This window comes from Nocardiopsis halotolerans DSM 44410, from assembly GCF_000341065.1.
Lineage (GTDB): Bacteria > Actinomycetota > Actinomycetes > Streptosporangiales > Streptosporangiaceae > Nocardiopsis > Nocardiopsis halotolerans.
The window spans coordinates 1-19,327 of sequence record NZ_ANAX01000139.1; the positions used below are offsets into that span (position 1 = coordinate 1).

Sequence of the window (19,327 nt, forward strand, 5' to 3'; positions counted from 1 at the left end):
CGCCGAGCGGATCGCCGCGGACCTGGCGGAGAGTGAGCGGGAGCGTGCCGCACTGGCCGCCGAGGTCGAGGAGCTGACCGCGCGCCGCCGCCAGGGCGACCGCAGGCGCAACGAGTCCGCACAGCGGCTCGGCAAGCTGGGCGGGCAGGCCCGTTCCGCCGAGGCCGAGTCCGAGCGGTACGCGGCCGCCGCCGCCAAGGCCGCCGACGCGCGCGGCGAGGAGGCCGGGAAACTGGCCCGGCTGGAGGAGGAGCTGGCCGAGGCCGAGGAGGTGGCCGCCTCCATCGAGGAGGACGCCCCCGACGCCGAGACCCGCGACGAGCTCGCCGCCCAGGCCTCGCGCGCCCGCGCCACCGAGATGGAGCGCCGCCTGTCGGTACGCACCGCCGAGGAGCGCGTCCGGTCGATCGCCGGTCGCGCCGAGCGGCTGCGCGCCCAGGCCTTCGAGGAGCGCCGCGCCATGGAGCGCGCAGCCGAGCGCCGCCGTACCCGTGCCGCGCAGGCCACGATCGCCGAGGCGGTCGCCGAGAGCGCCCGGATGTCCCTGGAGCGGATCGCGGTGTCCCTGGCCGCGGCCGAGAGCGAGCGGAGCACCGCCGAGGCGGAGAAGGAGGCGCGCGACGCCGAGCTCAGGGCGGTGCGCTCCCGGGTCCGCGAGCTGTCCGTGGACCTGGAGAAGCTGACCAGTTCGGCGCACAGCGGGGAGGTGGCCCGGGCCGAGCGCCGCATGCGCCTGGAGCAGCTGGAGACCAGGGCGGTGGAGGAGATGGGCGTCGACGTGCCCACCCTCGTCGCCGAGTACGGTCCGCGCGTTCCCGTTCCCCCGCCCGCCGACGCCGGTGAGGACGCCGTCCCGCTGCCGTACGTACGCGAGGTGCAGACCAAGCGGGCCAGGGCCGCCGAACGCCAGCTCAACCAGCTGGGCAAGATCAACCCGCTCGCGCTGGAGGAGTTCGCGGCGCTGGAGGAGCGGCACGCGTTCCTCAACGCCCAGCTGGAGGACCTGAAGAAGACCCGCAGGGACCTGATGGACATCGTCCAGGAGGTCGACGCCCGGGTGCAGGAGGTGTTCTCCGCCGCCTACCTGGACGTGGAGCGGGAGTTCGCGGCGATCTTCGGGCGGTTGTTCCCCGGCGGTGAGGGAAGGCTCCTGCTCACCTCGCCCGAGGACATGCTCACCACCGGCATCGAGGTGGAGGCCCGCCCGCCGGGCAAGAAGGTCAAGCGGTTGTCGCTGCTCTCCGGCGGTGAGCGGTCCCTGACCGCGGTCGCGTTCCTCGCCGCGATCTTCAAGGCGCGGCCGTCCCCGTTCTACGTGATGGACGAGGTCGAGGCGGCCCTGGACGACACCAACCTCCAGCGGCTGCTGGTGATCTTCGAGGAGCTGCGGGCCTCCTCGCAGCTGATCGTGATCACCCACCAGAAGCGCACCATGGAGGCGGCCGACGCGCTGTACGGAGTGACCATGCAGGGCGACGGCATCTCCCAGGTGATCAGCCAGAAGATCGAGCGCTCCCCCGCCTGACACGCGGCCGGGGCCGCCCTCCCGCGGGAGGACGGCCCCGAAGGGGGGAAGTACCGCACGGAGCGCCCCGACGGGCGACGGCGGGCGGCGCCCGAGGGGACGCGGCTAGCCCCGCGCGATGGTGATGACCGGGGAGGTCCAGGTCTCCCAGTGGTCGGGGTTGTCCGGGTCGCCGAGCGCCTTCAGCGCGCGGACCTCCAGGCTGTAGTCACCGTCCCGGACGGGCGTGATCCGGCCGTGCCGGTCCAGGACCGTGCCGTCCCACGCGTAGCTGAAGAACGACGTTCCGGTCGCGCTGCGGTGCACGTGGTCCACCGCCACGGCGACGTTGCGGTCCGGGTGCACCGGGCGCCCGGTGCGCTCGTCGATGACGGTCATCTCCAGCCGCGTGACGTGGTGGTCGAAGTGCGCGATGACGTACGGGACGTCCGGCAGGCCGTCGACCCACTCCAGCGTGTAGGTGGCGCCGTCGGGCTGGTTCTCGAACGTGCCGCCGCCCTCGCTCACGCACTCCAGGCCGGAGAAGGCCCCACAGCCGGTGATCCGGGTCAGCCACGGCAGTTCGAGCACCTCGCCGTCGCCGTTGGTGATCGGGGTCATGGCGTCGATCTGCTGGTAGTCGCCGTTGTAGGCGGCGTAGGGCACCCGGTAGGTCTCCCCGCCCGTCTCGGTCACGGAGACGTACCCGCCGTAGATCATCTGCTCGAAGTCCTGGGCGGGCGGGGTGAAGGTCACCCGCACCTCGACCGACTCACCGGGGGCGACGGTCACCTCGTCGCTGTCGAAGGCCACCTCGGCGGAGGCGTCGTTGTAGCTGGGGGTGAAGGTGTCGCCGTGGGTGCCCAGGGCGCTCTCGTGGCCCAGTTCGTAGGTGGCCTCCCCGTCACCGTCGTTGGTGATGGTGATCGTCTCGGTCACCTCGCCCTCGGTGGCGCCGAGGGACAGTTTGCCGGGGGTCACGGTGGTGCTGGCCAACACCGCGCCGGGGACGTCGAGCATGCCCGCGCCCTGGCGGTGGACGTTGTCCAGGTACCCGGCGTCGGGGCTGCCCCACCAGGCCTTCGGGTCGGAGCTGTTCTGGAGGACGTCGCGGACCTCGTGCGCGCCCAGGTCGGGTCGTGCCTCCAGCAGCAGGGCGACGCCGCCCGCCACGTGCGGCGAGGACATCGAGGTGCCGCTGATGGTGGCGTAGCTTCCCTTGTCCACGGGGTAGGTGGAGTTGATCAGGCCGCCCGGCGCGCCGATGTCCGGCTTCAGGGCCAGGTCGGGGGACAGGCCGTAGGAGCTGAAGGAGCTGATCAGTCCGCCGGTCGGGTTCGGGACGGTGGTGGTCTCGCCGGTCCAGGTCAGGGTGACGGGCTCGCCGCCCTCGAGGAGCTCCCTCAGGTGGGCTCCGGAGGTGGCGGAGATCCCGATGGCGAACGCCCCCTGGTCCACGATGCCGCCGCCGGCGAACATACCGGGGACGTTGTTGTACATGACCACGCCGGTGGCGCCCGCGGCCATGGCCGCGTCGTACTTCTCGGCGAAGGTGCACTCGCCGCGGACCATCAGGGCGGTCCTGCCCTCGGGGTCGGCTTCCAGTTCGTCGCCCAGGGACGGACATCCCCGCCCGACGTGGACGAGTTCGTCGGTCTCACCGGAGGTGGGCGGCGGGGAGGCCTCGCCCATCTCCATGTAGGCGATGGTCTCGCCGCTGGGGTTGGCGGTCACCGAGGCGGCCTGGATGTGGGTGTTGTCGTAGGAGGCGACGCCGATGACGTCCTCGCCCAGGCCGGGGGCGCCCGAGGAGTACAGGCCGGTGGAGCCCTCGTTGCCGATGGAGGCGACCACGACCATGCCCTCGTCGACCAGGTTGTCGGCGGCGACCGCGGTCGGGTACTGCGGCCAGGAGTGCGCCGAGCCGATGCTCATGTTGAGCACGTCCATGTCGTCGGCCAGGGCCTGCTCCATGGCGGCGATCATGATGTCGGAGGTGGTGGAGCCGCCGCACCCGAACACCTTGTAGGCGCCGAAGTCCACGCCGGGCGCGACGCCGGTGACCTCGCCCTCGGCGCCCACGATCCCGGCCACGTGGGTGCCGTGGCCGTGGCAGTCCTGGGGGTCCTCGTCGGGGACGGGCACGGTGCTGGGGTCGCCCGCGTTGAAGTCGTCGCCGACGAAGTCGTAGCCGGTGACCACGCGTTCGTTGGGGAAGCCGCCGCCGCCCAGGTCGGGGTGGGTGTAGTCGATGCCGGTGTCCATGACGGCCACACGCAGGCCCTCACCGGTCAGGCCGAGTTCGTTCTGCGCGATGTCGGCCCCGGTCATCGGCAGTGCGGTGTCCAGGTCGGGGGCGTTGTCCTCGGTTTCGGGGATCTCGTAGGTGACGACGGGGTAGACGGCGCTGACGCCGGGGATCTCCCGGGCGGTGCCGACCTGGGCGTCGTCCATCTCGACGGAGAAGCCGTTCCAGAGGTCGCTGAACGAGTGCCGTTCGGTGTACTCCAGGCCGTGGCCCTCGGCCTCGGTCCGGAACCGCGCGTGTTCGCTCTCGACCCGCTCCGAGGAGGTGCCCTCGGTGGTGGGCGGACTCTGGAGTTCGATGAACCACAGGCCGTTCGCCTGGTGGGTCAGTTCGCCGTTCTCGGCGGAGGGGGCGGGGTGCAGGGGGGCGATCTCGGAAGCCTCGTCGGCGCTCGCAGGCGGGGTCGCGACCAGTCCCGCGACGAGGGTCAACCCGGCGAGCGATGCCAGGCGCGTTCGGTGGGGTACCACCTTGTCAACACATCCCTTCTCGGTGCGCGCCTCAGGACACCGGGGGAGCGGTGTACCCCGCTGGGTACGGCTGTGACGCGCAGGGGGATACGCCGCTTCATGTCCGTGATCGGTTAATCGGCGCGCATAGCAACGAGATCATTGCCGTGCGCCATGAAAGTGTCAATGTTCACCAAGACTCAATCTGGCCACATAGCTACAGGAAAAGTCCTGATGGCTCACAGGGATTAGCAAAACGGTCATTCTTCACTTATGGCGATGAAAGGGATAAAAGGGTGTGAAGGGGTGGCCCTCAGTCTTCCGGTCCCCTTCGTGGAAAAGGCGCGGTCGTTGTGGAGAACGCGCAGGCCAGAGTAGCCACCGAGGGGCCTACGGGGTCGTACGGCGGGCCGAGTAGGCTGGAGTCGTCGGGCCGCCCACGGGCGGCCCGCCCGGTGTCGACGGAGCGAAGTCCGGTACCGCGGCCACAACCGGCCGCCCAACCCGGCGCTGTCCCGCAACTGTGAGGCCCCTCCGGGGGACGAGCCAGGTCGCCTTCCCGACGCCGACGTCCCCGTCCTCGTGGGAAGGGCAGGCCGTGTCCCTCGGGAGCGTGCTCCTTCCCCCCGCCCGACAAGGAGCACCGTGCGGACCGCACGCCACCTCTCCCCGGCCCTCCTCGGCGCCGTGCTCGCCCTGACCGCCTGCGGTGCGCAGGACGGCGGTGCGACCGGGACCGAACCGACCGCCCAGGAGGCCTCCCACACCTGCGGGGTCCCCGAGCCCGACCCCGACCGCCCCACCGTGGGCGACGGCACCTTCCCCGTCACCGTCACCGACGTCACCGGTGAGGTGAGCATCGAGGAGGAGCCCCAGCGGATCGTCTCCCTGTCGCCGAGCCACACCGAGATGCTCTTCGCCATCGGCGCTGGTGACCGGGTCGAGGCCGCCGACGAGTACTCGACCTATCCGGAGGAGGCCCCCGACACCGACCTGAGCGGCTTCGAGCCCAGCGTGGAGGCCGTCACCGAGTACGACCCCGACCTCGTCCTGCTCGCCCACAGCGCCGAGGCGACCGCCGATCAGCTGGACGCCGTCGGGATCCCGTCACTGGTCATCGACGCCGCCGAGGACCTGGAGGACACCTACGCCCAGATCCGCATGCTCGGCGACGTCACCGGCAACACCGAGGAGGCCGACGCCGAGGCCACCCGGGTCGAGAACGAGTTCACCGAGATCGTCGAGAACGTGTGCGAGGAGACCGAGGGCGGCGGGCTGACCTTCTACCAGGAGCTCGACGAGACCTCCTACTCCGCCACCTCCAACACCTTCGTCGGCCAGATCTACGAGTCCTTCGGCCTGGTCAACATCGCCGACGCCGCCGACGAGGACGGGTCCGCGAGCGGCTACCCGCAGCTGTCCCAGGAGTACGTCGTCGAGCAGAACCCCGACCTGATCTTCCTGTCCTACGGAGACGAGTCGACCGTCACCCAGGTCGCCGAGCGCCCCGCCTTCGACACCATCACCGCGGTCCAGAACGACGCCGTCTACCTCCTCGACGCCGACATCGCCTCCCGATGGGGGCCGCGCGTGGTCGAGTTCGCCGAGCTGGTCGGCCAGGCCGTCATCGAGAACGCGGGGAGCTAGCAGTGTTTTCCGGGGCCTCCGCTTCGCGCAGGGGCGGGCCACCACCCTCAACGGAGGCCTGCGGCGCAGTACCCGTCGTCTCGCCTCCGTCGCCTCCAGAACCCCGTGGGCGCCCGAACAACCTCCCCCTGGTTGAGACCTTGTCCAAGAAACGGGACCCGGCGTGACAAGGGGTGTCGGGTTCCCCGTCGGATGGGTCGCGGGCGGCCTGGTCGCGCTGGCCGTGGCCGCCCTGCTCGGCGTCTCCGCGGGCGCGGCCTCCCTGTCGGCGCCCGACATCGCCCTCCACCTGCTCAGCCTCCTGCCGTTGGACATCAGCTCCCCGCTGACCGAGCGGGAGGCGGCCGTGCTGGTGGAGCTGCGCCTGCCCCGCGTGGTGGTGGGCGCCGTCGTCGGGGCCCTCCTGGCCACCGCGGGCGGTGCCTACCAGGGCGTGTTCCGCAACCCGCTGGCCGATCCCTACCTCCTCGGCGCCGCCTCCGGCGCCGGGCTCGGCGCGACCGTGGTCATCGTCTTCGGCCAGCAGTTCAGCGACTCCCCGCGCGCCCTGGTGCCGGCCGCCGCGTTCCTGGGCGCCCTGGCCGGCGTGGCCGCCGCCTACCTGCTCGGCTCCACCGCGGGCGGCGGCGGCACCGCCGCGCTCGTCCTGGCGGGCGTGGCCGTCTCCTCCTTCCTGTCCGCCGCGCAGACCCTCGTCCAGCAGATCGGCGTGGACGAGCTCCAGCGCATCTTCGCCTGGCTGCTCGGAGGGATCGGCCGGGGCGGATGGGACGACGTGCGCCTGGTCGCGCCGTACGCGGTGGTCGGGCTGATCGTCCTGCTCCTCTGCGGGTACCTCCTCGACATGCTCGCCCTGGGCGACGACAAGGCGGTCAGCCTGGGACTGAACCCGGGGATCGTGCGCGTCGTGGTGATCAGCGCCGCGTCGCTGGCCACCGCCGCCGCCGTGTCGGTGAGCGGGCTGATCGGCTTCGTGGGGATCGTCGTCCCGCACATCGTGCGCCGCCTGGTGGGTTCCAACTACCGGGCGATCCTGCCGGTCACCGTGCTCTTCGGCGCCGCCTTCCTGATCCTGGTGGACATCGTCGCCCGGATCCTCATCGCCCCCGCCGAGCTGCCGATCGGCGTGGTCACCGCCTTCCTCGGCGCACCCTTCTTCGTGCTCATCCTGCGCACCACACGTCATCGCAGCGCCTGAGACACCCGCCTGACGCCAACGCGTCCCACACTCTGGGAGACTGGTGGCGCTATGGACATCACCTTGCTCGTTGCCATCATCATCGCCGTCGTGCTTCTGGCCGCCGGCGGATTCTTCCTGGTCACGACCCGGCGCTCGGTCAAACCGGGCAAGGACGAGACCAAGCCCGAGGCCACAGGGGCGGCCGCCGGGTCGACCGCCGTGGAGGACCGAGAACGGGACACGGGGACCGTCGCCACGCCCCCCGCCCAGGCGCCGCCGCCCACGGAGGAGGCCGTCGAGCCGGTCGAGGAACCCGTCAGGCCCGCGGAACCGGAGGTGGAGACACCGCCGCCCTCGGCCGGGCGCATGGTGCGCCTGCGCGCGCGGCTGGCCCGCTCGCAGAGTTCCTTCGGCCAGGGGCTGCTCAACCTCCTCTCCTCGGACTCCCTGGACGAGGACACCTGGGAGGAGATCGAGGACACCCTCATCACCGCCGACATCGGTGTGTCCTCCGCCACGCAGATCGTGGAGAACCTGCGCACCCGCGTCAAGGTCCTCGGCACCCGCGGCACGGACGAGGTGCGCGGGCTGCTGCGTGAGGAACTCCTCGCGCAGATCAGGACCGAGGCCGACCGCGCCGTCAGCACCGAGCCGCACGGCGACCGCCCGGCCGTGGTCATGGTCGTGGGGGTCAACGGCACCGGCAAGACCACCACCACCGGCAAGCTGGCGCGCGTCCTGGTCGGCGACGGCCGCAGCGTGGTGCTCGGCGCAGCCGACACCTTCCGCGCCGCCGCCAGTGAGCAGCTCCAGACCTGGGGGAGCCGGGTGGGCGCCCCGGTCGTGCGCAAGGAGGAGGGCGCCGACCCCGCCAGCGTGGCCTTCGACGCCGTCTCGCGCGGCATCGAGGAGGGCGCCGACACCGTCATCATCGACACCGCCGGGCGTCTGCACACCAAGACCGGCCTGATGGACGAACTGGGCAAGGTCAAGCGGGTCGTGGAGAAGAAGACCCAGGTGGACGAGGTCCTGCTCGTCCTGGACGCGACCACCGGGCAGAACGGCCTGCGCCAGGCCCGGGTGTTCGGCGAGGTCGTGAACGTGACCGGTATCGCGCTGACCAAGCTGGACGGCACCGCCAAGGGCGGCATCATCGTGCAGGTCCAGCGGGAGCTGGGCGTGCCGGTCAAGCTCGTGGGCCTCGGCGAGGGCCCCGACGACCTGGCGCCCTTCGACCCCGAGGTCTTCGTGGACGCGATCCTGTCGAACGACTGAGCGTACGTCGCACCGGCACGCGGCCGGGCACCCCGACGCGGGTGCCCGGCCGCGTTCGTGTGTCCGGAGCGTGTGTCCGGAGGCCGTGCCCGTGACGCGTGTCACGTGACGGACCCCCGGAGGGAGGTGTCGGAGCCGCCCGGCACCCTCCCCGGGCGGGGTCCGCCCGGACACGGTTCACGACGCCTTAACACGGCCGTCCGTCCTTTTACCCGGGCGCAACACGTCGGCTCACGTGGAGAAACACCCCGGTCGGACAGTTGCCTCCGTGGTGTTCCGCATCGGCCCGATGACGCGCTCGCTGACCGCCGCCCTCACAGACACAGAGATCCCCCGTCCGTTCCATGGAGGCGACGTAATGACTGACTCCGGCAACACGGCGTGGCTGCTGATCAGCGCAGCCCTCGTGATGCTCATGACCCCGGGCCTGGCCTTCTTCTACGGAGGCATGTCGCGGGCCAAGAGCGTCCTCAACATGATGCTGATGAGTTTCGTGAGCATCGCGGTCGTGAGTGTGCTCTGGGTCGTCATCGGCCACTCACTCACCTACTCCGACGGTCCCGGAGCGCTCGACATGTTCGTCGGCGGCCTCGACCACGTCGGACTCACCAACCTGATCGGTGAGGTCGAGCCCGCGGCGGAGGACGGGAGCGGGGGCTACCCGCTCCTGGTCGACGCCGGGTTCCAGATGATGTTCGCGGTCATCACCGTCGCCCTGATCAGCGGCGCCATCGCCGACCGCGCCAAGTTCGGCGCCTGGCTCCTGTTCACCCCGGTCTGGGCGCTCCTGGTCTACTTCCCCGTCGCCCACTGGGTCTGGGGCGAGGGCTGGATCGAGGAGCTGGAGATCGGCGGCTACGCGGTCATCGACTTCGCGGGCGGTACCGCCGTCCACATCAACGCCGGTGCCGCCGCGCTGGCCCTGACCTTCGTCCTCGGCCGCCGCAAGGGCTTCGGTTCCGAGTCGATGCGCCCCCACAACCTGCCGTTCGTTCTGCTGGGCGCCGCGCTGCTGTGGTTCGGCTGGTTCGGTTTCAACGCCGGGTCCGCCTACGCCGCCGACGGCACCGCCGCGCTGGCCCTGGTCAACACCCAGGTGGCCACCGCCGCCGCCATCTGCGCCTGGATGCTCGTCGAGCGCTTCCGCTACGGCAAGGTCAGCGCCCTGGGCTTCGCCTCCGGCGCCGTCGCGGGCCTGGTCGCCATCACCCCGGCCGCCGCCAACGTCACCCCGCTGGGCGCGATCGCCGTCGGCGCGCTGTCCGGCGCGGTCTGCGCCTACGCCATCAGCTGGAAGTTCAAGTTCCGGTACGACGACGCGCTCGACGTCGTGGGCATCCACATGGTCGGCGGTGTCATCGGCTCCCTGGTGCTGGGCCTCCTGGCCGCGGGCGTCACCGGCGGCTCCGACGGCCTGCTCTACGGCGGAGGCGTCGGCCTCCTCGCCGTCCAGACCGTCGCGGTCGTCGGCGTCATGCTCTACTCCTTCGCCGCCACCTGGGTCATCGCCAAGGTGATCGACCTCATCATGGGCTTCCGTATCCCCGAGGAGGTCGAGACGAACGGGCTGGACCACGAGCTGCACGCCGAGTCCGCCTACGCCTTCGACGAGCTCGACGAGCTGGAGGCAGAGGCAGAAGCAGCAGCGGTCTCCTCGCCGACGCCTCCGGGCGGTGAGGAAGCAGAAGCGGTCTCCCCGCCGACGCCTCCGGGCGGGGAGACGGCCTCGCCGAAGGCCGGAGTCCAGTCCTCAGCGTCGAGGTCGCGGGCTCCGGGCCACTGACCCGGTGAGGTGTTCCAGAGGCTGACGGGGAGGAGTCCCCGTCAGCCTCGTTCGTGTGTTCGGAGCCCGTGGGCTGTGACACTTTCGCGGCCTGTGTGGGCATTCGTGGTTCCGTATTGGCCATGGCCTGTGTGGACGTTCGGTACCCTCTGAGCGATACGGCGGTGGAGCGTGTTCTGTGGGCGCTCCGAAGCCCGGTACGGGACGCCTGGCCGACGGGCCCGCCGAGGATCGCGTTCCGGCTCCCTCCTCGGGGTTTCCTCTCCCAAGGGGCACCAGGCAGAACCCGGAACCGCGTATCCGCGTCTCACGCCACGAACGGTCGGGGATCGGTGTGTCCACCCCGCCCACCACCCGGAAACCATGCTGATTCGTACAGTGCCCCTCGGGGTCAGGAGGCAAGATGGCACCGGTTAGTTCCAACACGGGCCGCCGCCGAGGCAAGCGCGTCGCGCTCGCCGCCGCGGGCGCGGTCCTCGCGCTCGGTTTGGCCGGGTGCTCCATCGACCTCAGCCACCTGCGTCCCGGCGGCGGCGAGGAACAACCCAGCCCCGAGCCCGCCGAGCCGGTCGCCGCCGCTCCGCTGATGGAGGAGGCCCTGGCGGCCCTGGCCGAGTACCCGGCGCTCACCGCCACGGGGCAGGTGGCCGAGAGCGTCGGTTCCGCCGACGTGCGCGACGCCTCGCTGACCGTCGCCGACAGCGGCACGGCCAGCGGCACCGTCCGCGCCAACAGCGTCGAGGCCGAGCTCCTCGGTGCCGACAGCAAGCTCTTCCTCCGCGCGCCGGAGGCCTTCTGGCTCGACCAGGGCGTCTTCGGACCCGACTTCGACGACTTCGACGGGAACTGGGTGCGCGCCTCCGCGTCCCAGGCCGGGTTCAACCCGAGCGCCACCCTGGCTCCGCCGACGCTCTCCGCCATCCTGGGCGGCATCGAGCTGGAGTCGGAGGAGGCCGTCGAGGAGAACCTGGACGGCACGCTCACCTACCGGGTCGACCTGGCGGGCGAGCGCAACCAGGTGTGGATCAACGCGGAGACCAAGCAGATCCAGCGCATCGCCATCGAGGAACTCGTCCCCGAGGGCGCCGAGGCGGGCCCGCAGGTCCGCCTGGACCTGGCCGAGGCCGACACCGCCGCCGTCGAGGAGCTCTACGACGGTGCCATCGCCGCGGCCGAGGAGGAGCTGACCGGCTCCCGCGACGCCCGCATCGAGGTGGGCTGGGAGGGCAGCCCCAGCATGTCGTGTGAGGACGGGCCCAACTGCACCTGGAGCGGCACCGTGCAGGACTCGGGCGGTGACGGCAGCGGCGAGGTGGCCGTCCGGATGGACGTCACGTTCAGCAACGCCGAGATCGGTGAGCAGACGTGCAACGACAGCGGCACGCTGAAGGCGGGGGAGACGCTGGAACTGTCGTGCGGCGCCGACTACAACATCGTCAGCTCCACCCAGCAGACCTACACCATCGACGGTGAGGCGCAGCTGTCCACGCGCGGGCTGACCGGCGGCCAGCAGGAGGACATGCTGGCGGCCCTCAGCGAGCAGCGCGAGGCCACCCTGTCGGGCGGCGACGCCTCCTCCGAGCCCTCGGAGAGCCCGAGTACGGGCGAGGGCGAGGGCGACTAGGGCCTGTTCCTCGGAACGTTCACCCCAGGGGGCTGGTTCGGGCGCCGCCGGGGTTCCGCACGACGAGGCGGGGCCGGTGCGCCCTCCCGGTCACGGCACCGGCACGGCGGAGGCGAGACGGAGGGCGGGGCGGTGGCCCCGCCCTCCACCCGTATCAGGATCCTGCCCGTCACGTGATACTCCCGGGTGACGTGAGGCGGGTAGGCTGGGAGACCAATTCCGAGACGAAGGACTGGCCACACTCGTGTTCGAGACGCTTTCCGACCGGCTGACATCGGTCTTCTCCTCGCTGCGCGGTAAAGGGCGGCTGTCCGAGGAGGACATCAACGCGACCGCGCGGGAGATCCGTCTCGCGCTGCTGGAGGCGGACGTCGCGCTGCCGGTGGTGCGCGAGTTCATCGCGCGGATCAAGGAGCGCGCGCGGGGCGAGGAGGTCTCCAAGGCCCTCAACCCGGCCCAGCAGGTCATCAAGATCGTCAACGAGGAACTGATCGAGATCCTCGGTGGCGAGACCCGGCAGATCCGCTTCGCCAAGAACCCGCCGACCGTGATCATGCTCGCGGGTCTCCAGGGCGCCGGTAAGACCACCCTGGCGGGCAAGCTCGCCAGATGGCTGGCCGCCGACCGCAACACCCCGATGCTGGTCGCCGCCGACCTCCAGCGCCCCAACGCCGTCACGCAGCTCCAGGTGGTCGGTGAGCGCGCCGGGACTCCCGTGTTCGCGCCCGAGCCCGGCAACGGCGTCGGCGACCCGGTCCAGGTCGCCCGCGAGTCCATCGAGCACGCCCGTCGCAACAACCACAACGTGGTGATCATCGACACCGCGGGCCGCCTCGGTGTGGACAGCGAGATGATGCAGCAGGCCGCGGACATCCGCGACGCGGTCGACCCGGACGAGATCCTGTTCGTCGTCGACGCGATGATCGGTCAGGACGCGGTCAACACCGCGCAGGCCTTCCTCGACGGCGTCGGCTACGACGCGGTCGCCCTCACCAAGCTCGACGGCGACGCGCGCGGCGGTGCCGCCCTGTCCATCCGGCACATCACCGGGCGCCCCATCATGTTCGCGTCCACCGGTGAGAAGCTGGAGGACTTCAACCTCTTCCACCCGGACCGGATGGCCTCGCGCATCCTGGACATGGGTGACGTGCTCACGCTCATCGAGCAGGCGCAGAGCCAGTTCGACGAGGCCGAGGTCGAGAAGATGGCCTCGACCATGGCCTCGGACGAGGACTTCACGCTGGACGACTTCCTCCAGCAGATGTCGATGGTCCGCAAGCTCGGCCCGATCGGCAACCTGCTCGGCATGATGCCGGGCATGGGGCAGATGCGTGAGCAGATCGACAGCATCGACGACAAGGACCTGGACCGCATCCAGGCGATCATCCAGTCGATGACCCCGGGCGAGCGCTCGAACCCGAAGATGATCAACGGGTCGCGCCGCCTGCGTATCGCCAACGGTTCGGGCACCCAGGTCAGCGATGTCAACGGCCTGGTCACCCGCTTCTTCGAGGCGCAGAAGATGATGCGCAAGATGAAGAACGGCGGCATGCCGGGTATGCCCGGGATGCCCGGTGCGGGTGGCGGAGGCAACCGCAAGAAGGCCAAGTCCCAGGCCAAGAAGGCGAAGAAGGGCAAGCAGCGCAGCGGTAACCCGATGAAGGCCCGCCAGCAGGAGGCCGAGCGCGCCGCCGAGCGCCAGCGCCGTCAGGAGGAGGGCGGCGGCCAGCAGCAGACGCCGCAGCTGCCCCCCGGCCTGGGCGGCGGCCAGCCCACGCTCCCGCCCGGTCTGGGCGGCCCCAACATGCCCGACCTGTCGAACTTCAAGCTGCCGAAGAACAAGTAGGACGACGGCTGTCGGCCCCTTCCGCCCCTCTCCCGAGGGGCGCGGCGCTACCATGCCTGTGGCGCCGCCAGCCGCCCCGCACCGCGGACGCGGGTGGGCCACCGGCCCGCCCGCGGCGCTCGCCCCCGTCGGCGAGCCGCNGGTCCGGCGGCCCGTCTACGTTCCGGGGACGGGCCGCCCCTCCCGGTTCGGCCCGTCGCTGGTGTCGTGTCCGGGGAACACGTCCGCGTCTGGCACAATGAGTAGTCGACTAACGGTGCCGAGCCAGCCCTCTAACTAGCTCGTCACCCACGTCTGTCCCGTCGGGTACCGCAACCCCACGTGGTTTCGCCGACGGGCGCCTCACACCGTTAATCGGGAGAAGACCACTCCAGTGGCTGTCAAACTGAAGCTCAAGCGTATGGGTAAGATCCGTACGCCCCAGTACCGAGTCATCGTCGCCGACGCCCGCAACAAGCGTGACGGCAAGGCGATCGAGGAGATCGGCAAGTACCACCCCAAGGAGCACCCGAGCTTCATCGAGGTCAACTCCGAGCGGGTCCAGTACTGGCTGTCCGTGGGCGCCCAGCCCTCCGACGCGGTCAAGGTCCTCCTGCGCAAGACCGGTGACTGGCAGAAGTTCAAGGGCCTGCCCGCCCCGGCTCCGCTCCAGGTCGCCGAGGCCAAGGACCCCGAGGCCAAGGAGGCGGCCTTCCAGGCCGCGCTGAAGGAGCTCGTGCTCCCCGGCTCCGAGGGCAAGGGCAAGGCCAGGAAGTCCGAGAAGAAGGCGGACAAGGCGGACAAGGCGGACAAGCCCGCCGAGACCGCCGAGGCTGAGAAGTCCGAGGGCGAGGCCTGACGTGCTGGAAGAGGCGCTTGAGCACCTCGTGAAGGGGATCGTTGCGAACTCCGACGATGTCCAGGTGAGAGCCAAGAGGCTCCGCAAGGGCAAAGTCCTGGAGGTCCGGGTCCACCCTGACGACCTTGGCAAGGTGATCGGCCGCAACGGCCGTACCGCCAAGGCTCTGCGGACCGTCATCGGCGCCCTGGCCGGGGGCCGTTACGTCCGCGTGGACCTGCTGGACCTACACGAAGTGCGCTGACGCGCCTCCCGGGGCGCCGACCGCTGGCGGTCGGTGCCCCACAACCGTGCCCGGGGCCACCGCCCCGGGCACAGTTTTCTCCCCGCTCCCGGCGGGGAGGGCGGAAGGACGGAAGATTCCCATGCGACTCGTTGTCGGCCGGATCGGCCGCGCGCACGGCGTCCGCGGTGACGTCGCCGTCGACGTGCGCACGGACGACCCCGCGGCCCGGTTCGCCGACGGCTCCGTGCTGGCCACCGATCCGCCCGGGGCCGGTCCGCTGACCGTCTCCTCCACGCGCCGCCACAGCGGACGCCTGTTGGTGCGGTTCAAGGGCGTGACCGACCGCGACGCCGCCGAAGGGCTGCGCGGTACCACCCTGCTCGTGGACTCCGAGGACATCGCCCCCCTGGACGACCCGGACGAGTTCCACGACCACGAGCTCATCGGCCTGACCGCGGTGACCACGGGCGGGGAGCCCGTCGGCACGGTGGAGGACGTGGTCCACCACGCGCAGGACCTGCTGGTCGTCGCCACCCCCGGGGGCGGCGAGGTGCTCGTGCCCTTCGTCGCCGCCCTGGTACCCGAGGTCGACGTGGCCGGAGGCCGGATCGTCCTCGACCCTCCGCCCGGCCTGCTCGACCTCGCCGAATGAAGGGCGCGCCGTGCGCATCGACATCATCAGCATCTTCCCCGACTACTTCGGCCCCCTGGACCTGTCCCTGATCGGCAGGGCCCGCGTGGCCGGGCTGCTCGACGTGCGTGTGCACGACCTGCGCTCCTGGACCCACGACCGGCACAACACCGTGGACGACACCCCCTACGGCGGCGGCCCGGGCATGGTGATGAAGCCCGAGCCGTGGGGTGAGGCGCTGGACGAGGTCGTGGGCGAGGAACCCGCGCGGCTGATCCTGCCCACCCCCAGCGGCCGCCCCTTCCGCCAGGCCGACGCCGAACGCCTGGCCAGGGAGGAGCGGCTGGTCTTCGGATGCGGCCGCTACGAGGGCATCGACTCCCGGGTCGCGGCGGACGCCGCGCGGCGGATGCCGGTCGAGGAGATCAGCATCGGCGACTACGTGCTCAACGGCGGAGAGTCCGCGACGCTGGTGATGGTGGAGGCCGTCACCCGGCTGCTGCCGGGCGTCCTCGGCAACACCGCGTCGGCCGTGCAGGACTCGTTCGCCTCCGGGGGCATGGAGAACCTGGTGGAGGGGCCGGTCTACACCAAGCCCGCCGCGTGGCGCGGCCAGGAGGTGCCGCCCGTGCTGTTGTCGGGCAACCACGGCGCCGTGGACCGCTGGCGCCGTGACCAGGCACTGCGCAGGACCGCGCGCAACCGCCCCGAACTGGTGGAGGAACTGCCCGAGGAGGCGCTGGACCGGCGCGACCGGGAGGTCCTGGCGGAGGAGTCCGTTCGGGACGCCACCTGACATGTGGCAAACTGGTGAGGTTCCCCCCTGGTGACCGGCGGCATCCGCATGCCGGCGGCACGACGTCGGCCTCTGTGACGGTCACCCGGGCGGTTCGAGCTTGTAACCCTGTAGGGCTTTCGCCCGCGCACCCCTTCCCCTCCGGGAACAGGACGCGGAGCGCTATCGATGAGGATTCGCGAGATGCACACCGCCATTCAGGAGCTGGAGAAGGCCCAGCTGCGTTCCGACGTCCCGGAGTTCCGTCCGGGTGACACCCTCAACGTCCACGTCCGTGTGACCGAGGGCAACCGTACCCGTGTCCAGGTCTTCAAGGGCGTCGTCATCCGCCGCCAGGGCTCGGGCAACCGCGAGACCTTCACCATTCGCAAGGTGAGCTACGGCGTCGGCGTGGAGCGGACCTTCCCGATCCACACCCCGGCCGTCGAGAAGTACGAGGTCGTCGCCCGCGGCCGCGTGCGTCGCGCCAAGCTGTACTACCTGCGCGAGCTGCGGGGCAAGGCCGCGCGCATCCGCGAGCGCCGCGAGCCCGCCGCCAAGTAGCCGCAGGCGTCCTCCGACGTTTTTCCGTGTCGAATCTCTCCGCTCCCGGCAGGGAGGCAGGATAGGCTTCGGCTCGATGAGCAAAGACGAGAAGGACCTCGGCTCGGACGGGGTTCACGACGAGGAATCCGCTCAGCCCGGTCCGGAGGAGCACGACTCCGCCACTGGCTCCCGAGCTCAGGAGAGCTCGGGAGCCAGTGCTGTCTCCGGTACCGACGGCGAGGAGACGGAGGAGGGGGCGGACACCGAGATGACCAAGTCCCAGAGCGGTGAGAAGAAGGGGTCGTTCTGGAAGGAACTCCCCATCCTGATCGTGATCGCCGTGGTCCTGGCGTTCGTGATCAGGACCTGGTTGGTCCAGGCCTTCTACATCCCCTCCACCTCGATGGAGAACACCCTGCTCGTCGGGGACCGGGTGCTCGTCAACAAGGTCGTCTACGAGTTCCGCGACATCAGGCGCGGCGAGGTGATCGTCTTCGACGGCGACGGGTCGTGGGACGACCCGAACGCCGTGCGGGTGCCCGAGCCCACCAACCCGGTCTCGGCCGCCTTCACCTGGGTGCAGCAGCAGCTGGGCGCGGCGCCCACGGGCAAGGAGTACATCAAGCGGGTCATCGGCCTGCCCGGCGACACCGTGGAGTGCTGCGACGAGCAGAACCGCGTCCTGGTCAACGGAGTCCCCCTGGAAGAGGAGGACTACCTGTACCCGGGCAGCCTGGCCACCCACACCGAGTTCGGACCGATCGAGGTGCCCGAGGGACACCTGTGGCTCATGGGGGACCACCGGGCGATCTCCGCCGACTCGCGGCTGAACCAGAACAACCCCGGCAACGGCGCGGTGCCCATCGACCACGTCGTGGGCCGTGCTTTCGTGATCATCTGGCCGGTCAGCCAGATGGGGACACTGGGCGTTCCGGAGACCTTCGAGGAACTCAACGCCTCGGACGGCTGACGCGCGCGGGGCCGGGAAGGCCCGCGGCGCCGGCCGGAGGCGTCCGCCGCCGCGTGCTTCGGAGGGGGAACACCCGCCGCGCGCGGGCGGATCCGTCGAAGAAATTCGCACGGCGGGGTACACGGAACACTTTTGTGACGCATGATGGATCTGGACCGTATCGGCGTTCCCCGGCGCCCGAGACGGCCGAGGGTCGGGAACACCCCCGGCGCCGGCGTTGTCCGGGTGGAGGGGAACTGGCACACCTCGACCGGAGAGTGCGACGAAAGCGAGCGCGTGGATGAGTTCTGAGGACCTGGAGAAGTACGAGGCCGAGATGGAGCTCCAGCTCTATCGCGAGTACCGGGACGTCGTCGGTCTGTTCAGCTACGTGGTGGAGACCGAGCGGCGCTTCTACCTGACCAACCACGTCGACCTCCAGCCGCGTTCGACCGAGAACGGGGAGATGTACTTCGAGGTCGTGATGGAGGACGCCTGGGTCTGGGACATGTACCGCCCGGCCAGGTTCGTCCGCAACGTGCGCGTGGTGACGTTCAAGGACGTCAACGTCGAGGAGATCACCAAGGCCGACCTGGAGATGCCGCCCACCGATGGGGGTGGTCGGAGCTGACCCGGGACCGGTCGCCGGGATGCCCGGCCCCGGTTGTCCACAGGAGGGAATCCGCTCTGGCGCAGTGACCGGGGATCACCGACCGTGGTTACGGGAGGTGGTCGACCTTGGACCGGTGGGCCGAGTACCGAAGGACAGTGGGCGGTCGTGGCGAGGACCTCGCCGTGGCCTTCCTCCGACGCGCCGGGATGCGGGTGGTCGCCCGTAACTGGCGCATCCCCGACGGGGAGATCGACATCGTGGCCCGGGACGGTCCCGTCCTGGTCATCGCCGAGGTCAAGACCCGCACCTCGGTCCGGTACGGGTATCCGGGGGAGGCCATCACCCCGGACAAGCGGCGCCGTCTGCGCCGTCTCGGACGCGCCTGGGCGGCCCGGCACCGGGTCCCCGCCCATCCCCTGCGGGTGGACGGCGTCTGCGTCCTGCTCAGCGGCGGACGCGTGTTCGTCTCCCACGAACGGGGGATGGCATGATGACGCTCGCCCGCACCCACTGCATCACCCTGCTGGGTGTCCAGGGGCACATCGTCGAGGTGGAGGTGCACCTGGGCGGCGGCGACTTCGGGGTGACCCTGGTGGGACTGCCCGACGCCGCGCTCCGCGAGGCCAGGGACCGCATCCGCGCGGCCGTCGTCAACAGCGGCGAGGAGTGGCCCAGCGGCCAGATCGTCATCAGCCTGTCCCCGGCCAGCCTGCCCAAGGCGGGCAGCCTCTTCGACCTCGCCATCGCCGGTGCCGTCCTCGCGGCGGCGGGCTCGGTACCGGTGGAGCGGCTGGAGGGCACCGTCCTCATCGCGGAACTGGGTCTGGACGGGCGCGCCCGTCCGGTACTGGGGGTGCTCCCGGCCGTGGTGTCGGCCGCGGAGCAGGGATACCGCAGGTTCGTCGTCGCGCGGGGCAACGCGGCCGAGGCCCGTCTGGTGCCCGACGTCGAGGTGACGGCGGTGGACAGCCTCATGGACCTGTGCCAGTGGTTGCGCGGGGAGGACCCCCTCGTGGAGGACGCCGCGGAGGCCGACCCGCCCCGGCCCCGCGAGCCGCGGGACCAGGGACCCGACCTGGCCGACGTCCTGGGCCAGCCGGTGGCCCGCCGCGCGGTGGAGATCGCGGCGGGCG

At 70.8% G+C, this 19,327-nt stretch carries 17 protein-coding genes; 16 read left to right on the forward strand and 1 reads right to left on the reverse strand.

Annotation, left to right across the window (positions count from 1 at the left end; all coding sequences use genetic code 11):
* A partial coding sequence (locus tag D455_RS0110265) for an AAA family ATPase (protein WP_017570636.1) occupies positions 1 to 1,525 on the forward strand: 1,525 nt, incomplete at its 5' end.
* Between the two features lie 105 nt (positions 1,526 to 1,630).
* On the opposite strand, the gene D455_RS0110270 is transcribed toward D455_RS0110265, so the two are convergent.
* Positions 1,631 to 4,282 carry a S8 family serine peptidase gene (locus D455_RS0110270; protein ID WP_026122494.1) on the reverse strand — a complete coding sequence of 884 codons (2,652 nt, stop codon included), beginning with the start codon at positions 4,280 to 4,282 and terminating at the stop codon, positions 1,631 to 1,633.
* A gap of 624 nt (positions 4,283 to 4,906) precedes the next feature.
* Between D455_RS0110270 and D455_RS0110275 the strand changes: the two genes are divergently transcribed.
* The 15 genes from D455_RS0110275 to D455_RS0110345 form a co-directional block, all read left to right on the forward strand.
* Positions 4,907 to 5,908 carry an ABC transporter substrate-binding protein gene (locus D455_RS0110275; protein WP_017570638.1) on the forward strand — a complete coding sequence of 334 codons (1,002 nt, stop codon included), beginning with the start codon at positions 4,907 to 4,909 and terminating at the stop codon, positions 5,906 to 5,908.
* A 163-nt stretch (positions 5,909 to 6,071) separates the two neighbouring features.
* Positions 6,072 to 7,106, forward strand: coding sequence for a FecCD family ABC transporter permease (locus tag D455_RS0110280; RefSeq protein ID WP_017570639.1), 1,035 nt, complete (start codon positions 6,072 to 6,074; stop codon positions 7,104 to 7,106).
* 51 nt (positions 7,107 to 7,157) lie between these two features.
* Positions 7,158 to 8,363 carry a signal recognition particle-docking protein FtsY gene (ftsY, locus tag D455_RS0110285; RefSeq protein ID WP_017570640.1) on the forward strand — a complete coding sequence of 402 codons (1,206 nt, stop codon included), beginning with the start codon at positions 7,158 to 7,160 and terminating at the stop codon, positions 8,361 to 8,363.
* Positions 8,364 to 8,721: 358 nt separating this feature from the next.
* On the forward strand, positions 8,722 to 10,146 hold the full coding sequence (locus D455_RS0110290; RefSeq protein WP_017570641.1) for an ammonium transporter: 1,425 nt from the start codon (positions 8,722 to 8,724) through the stop codon (positions 10,144 to 10,146).
* A 403-nt stretch (positions 10,147 to 10,549) separates the two neighbouring features.
* Complete coding sequence (locus D455_RS0110295; protein WP_017570642.1) at positions 10,550 to 11,770, forward strand: hypothetical protein; 1,221 nt, start codon at positions 10,550 to 10,552, stop codon at positions 11,768 to 11,770.
* Positions 11,771 to 12,014: 244 nt separating this feature from the next.
* Positions 12,015 to 13,616, forward strand: coding sequence for a signal recognition particle protein (ffh, locus tag D455_RS0110300; protein ID WP_017570643.1), 1,602 nt, complete (start codon positions 12,015 to 12,017; stop codon positions 13,614 to 13,616).
* A gap of 373 nt (positions 13,617 to 13,989) precedes the next feature.
* A complete protein-coding gene (rpsP, locus tag D455_RS0110305; RefSeq protein ID WP_017570644.1) occupies positions 13,990 to 14,454 on the forward strand; it encodes a 30S ribosomal protein S16 in 465 nt (154 codons plus the stop codon).
* 1 nt (position 14,455) lies between these two features.
* Entirely contained in the window at positions 14,456 to 14,698 is a 243-nt protein-coding gene (locus D455_RS0110310; protein ID WP_017570645.1) for an RNA-binding protein, read from the forward strand.
* A gap of 121 nt (positions 14,699 to 14,819) precedes the next feature.
* Positions 14,820 to 15,332, forward strand: coding sequence for a ribosome maturation factor RimM (gene rimM, locus D455_RS0110315; RefSeq protein WP_017570646.1), 513 nt, complete (start codon positions 14,820 to 14,822; stop codon positions 15,330 to 15,332).
* Between the two features lie 10 nt (positions 15,333 to 15,342).
* Positions 15,343 to 16,107, forward strand: a complete 765-nt coding sequence (gene trmD / locus D455_RS0110320; protein WP_017570647.1) for a tRNA (guanosine(37)-N1)-methyltransferase TrmD — start codon at positions 15,343 to 15,345, stop codon at positions 16,105 to 16,107.
* Positions 16,108 to 16,290: 183 nt separating this feature from the next.
* Complete coding sequence (gene rplS, locus D455_RS0110325; RefSeq protein ID WP_017570648.1) at positions 16,291 to 16,650, forward strand: 50S ribosomal protein L19; 360 nt, start codon at positions 16,291 to 16,293, stop codon at positions 16,648 to 16,650.
* Positions 16,651 to 16,726: 76 nt separating this feature from the next.
* Positions 16,727 to 17,602: a signal peptidase I gene (lepB, locus tag D455_RS0110330; protein ID WP_017570649.1), complete on the forward strand. Its 876-nt coding sequence runs from the start codon at positions 16,727 to 16,729 to the stop codon at positions 17,600 to 17,602.
* 280 nt (positions 17,603 to 17,882) lie between these two features.
* Positions 17,883 to 18,212: a DUF2469 domain-containing protein gene (locus D455_RS0110335; RefSeq protein WP_017570650.1), complete on the forward strand. Its 330-nt coding sequence runs from the start codon at positions 17,883 to 17,885 to the stop codon at positions 18,210 to 18,212.
* Positions 18,213 to 18,319: 107 nt separating this feature from the next.
* Positions 18,320 to 18,685 carry a YraN family protein gene (locus D455_RS0110340; RefSeq protein WP_026122495.1) on the forward strand — a complete coding sequence of 122 codons (366 nt, stop codon included), beginning with the start codon at positions 18,320 to 18,322 and terminating at the stop codon, positions 18,683 to 18,685.
* Positions 18,685 to 19,327, forward strand: a 643-nt coding sequence (locus D455_RS0110345; protein ID WP_026122496.1) for a magnesium chelatase domain-containing protein, incomplete at its 3' end; no start/stop codon positions are given. The genes D455_RS0110340 and D455_RS0110345, both read left to right, overlap by 1 nt.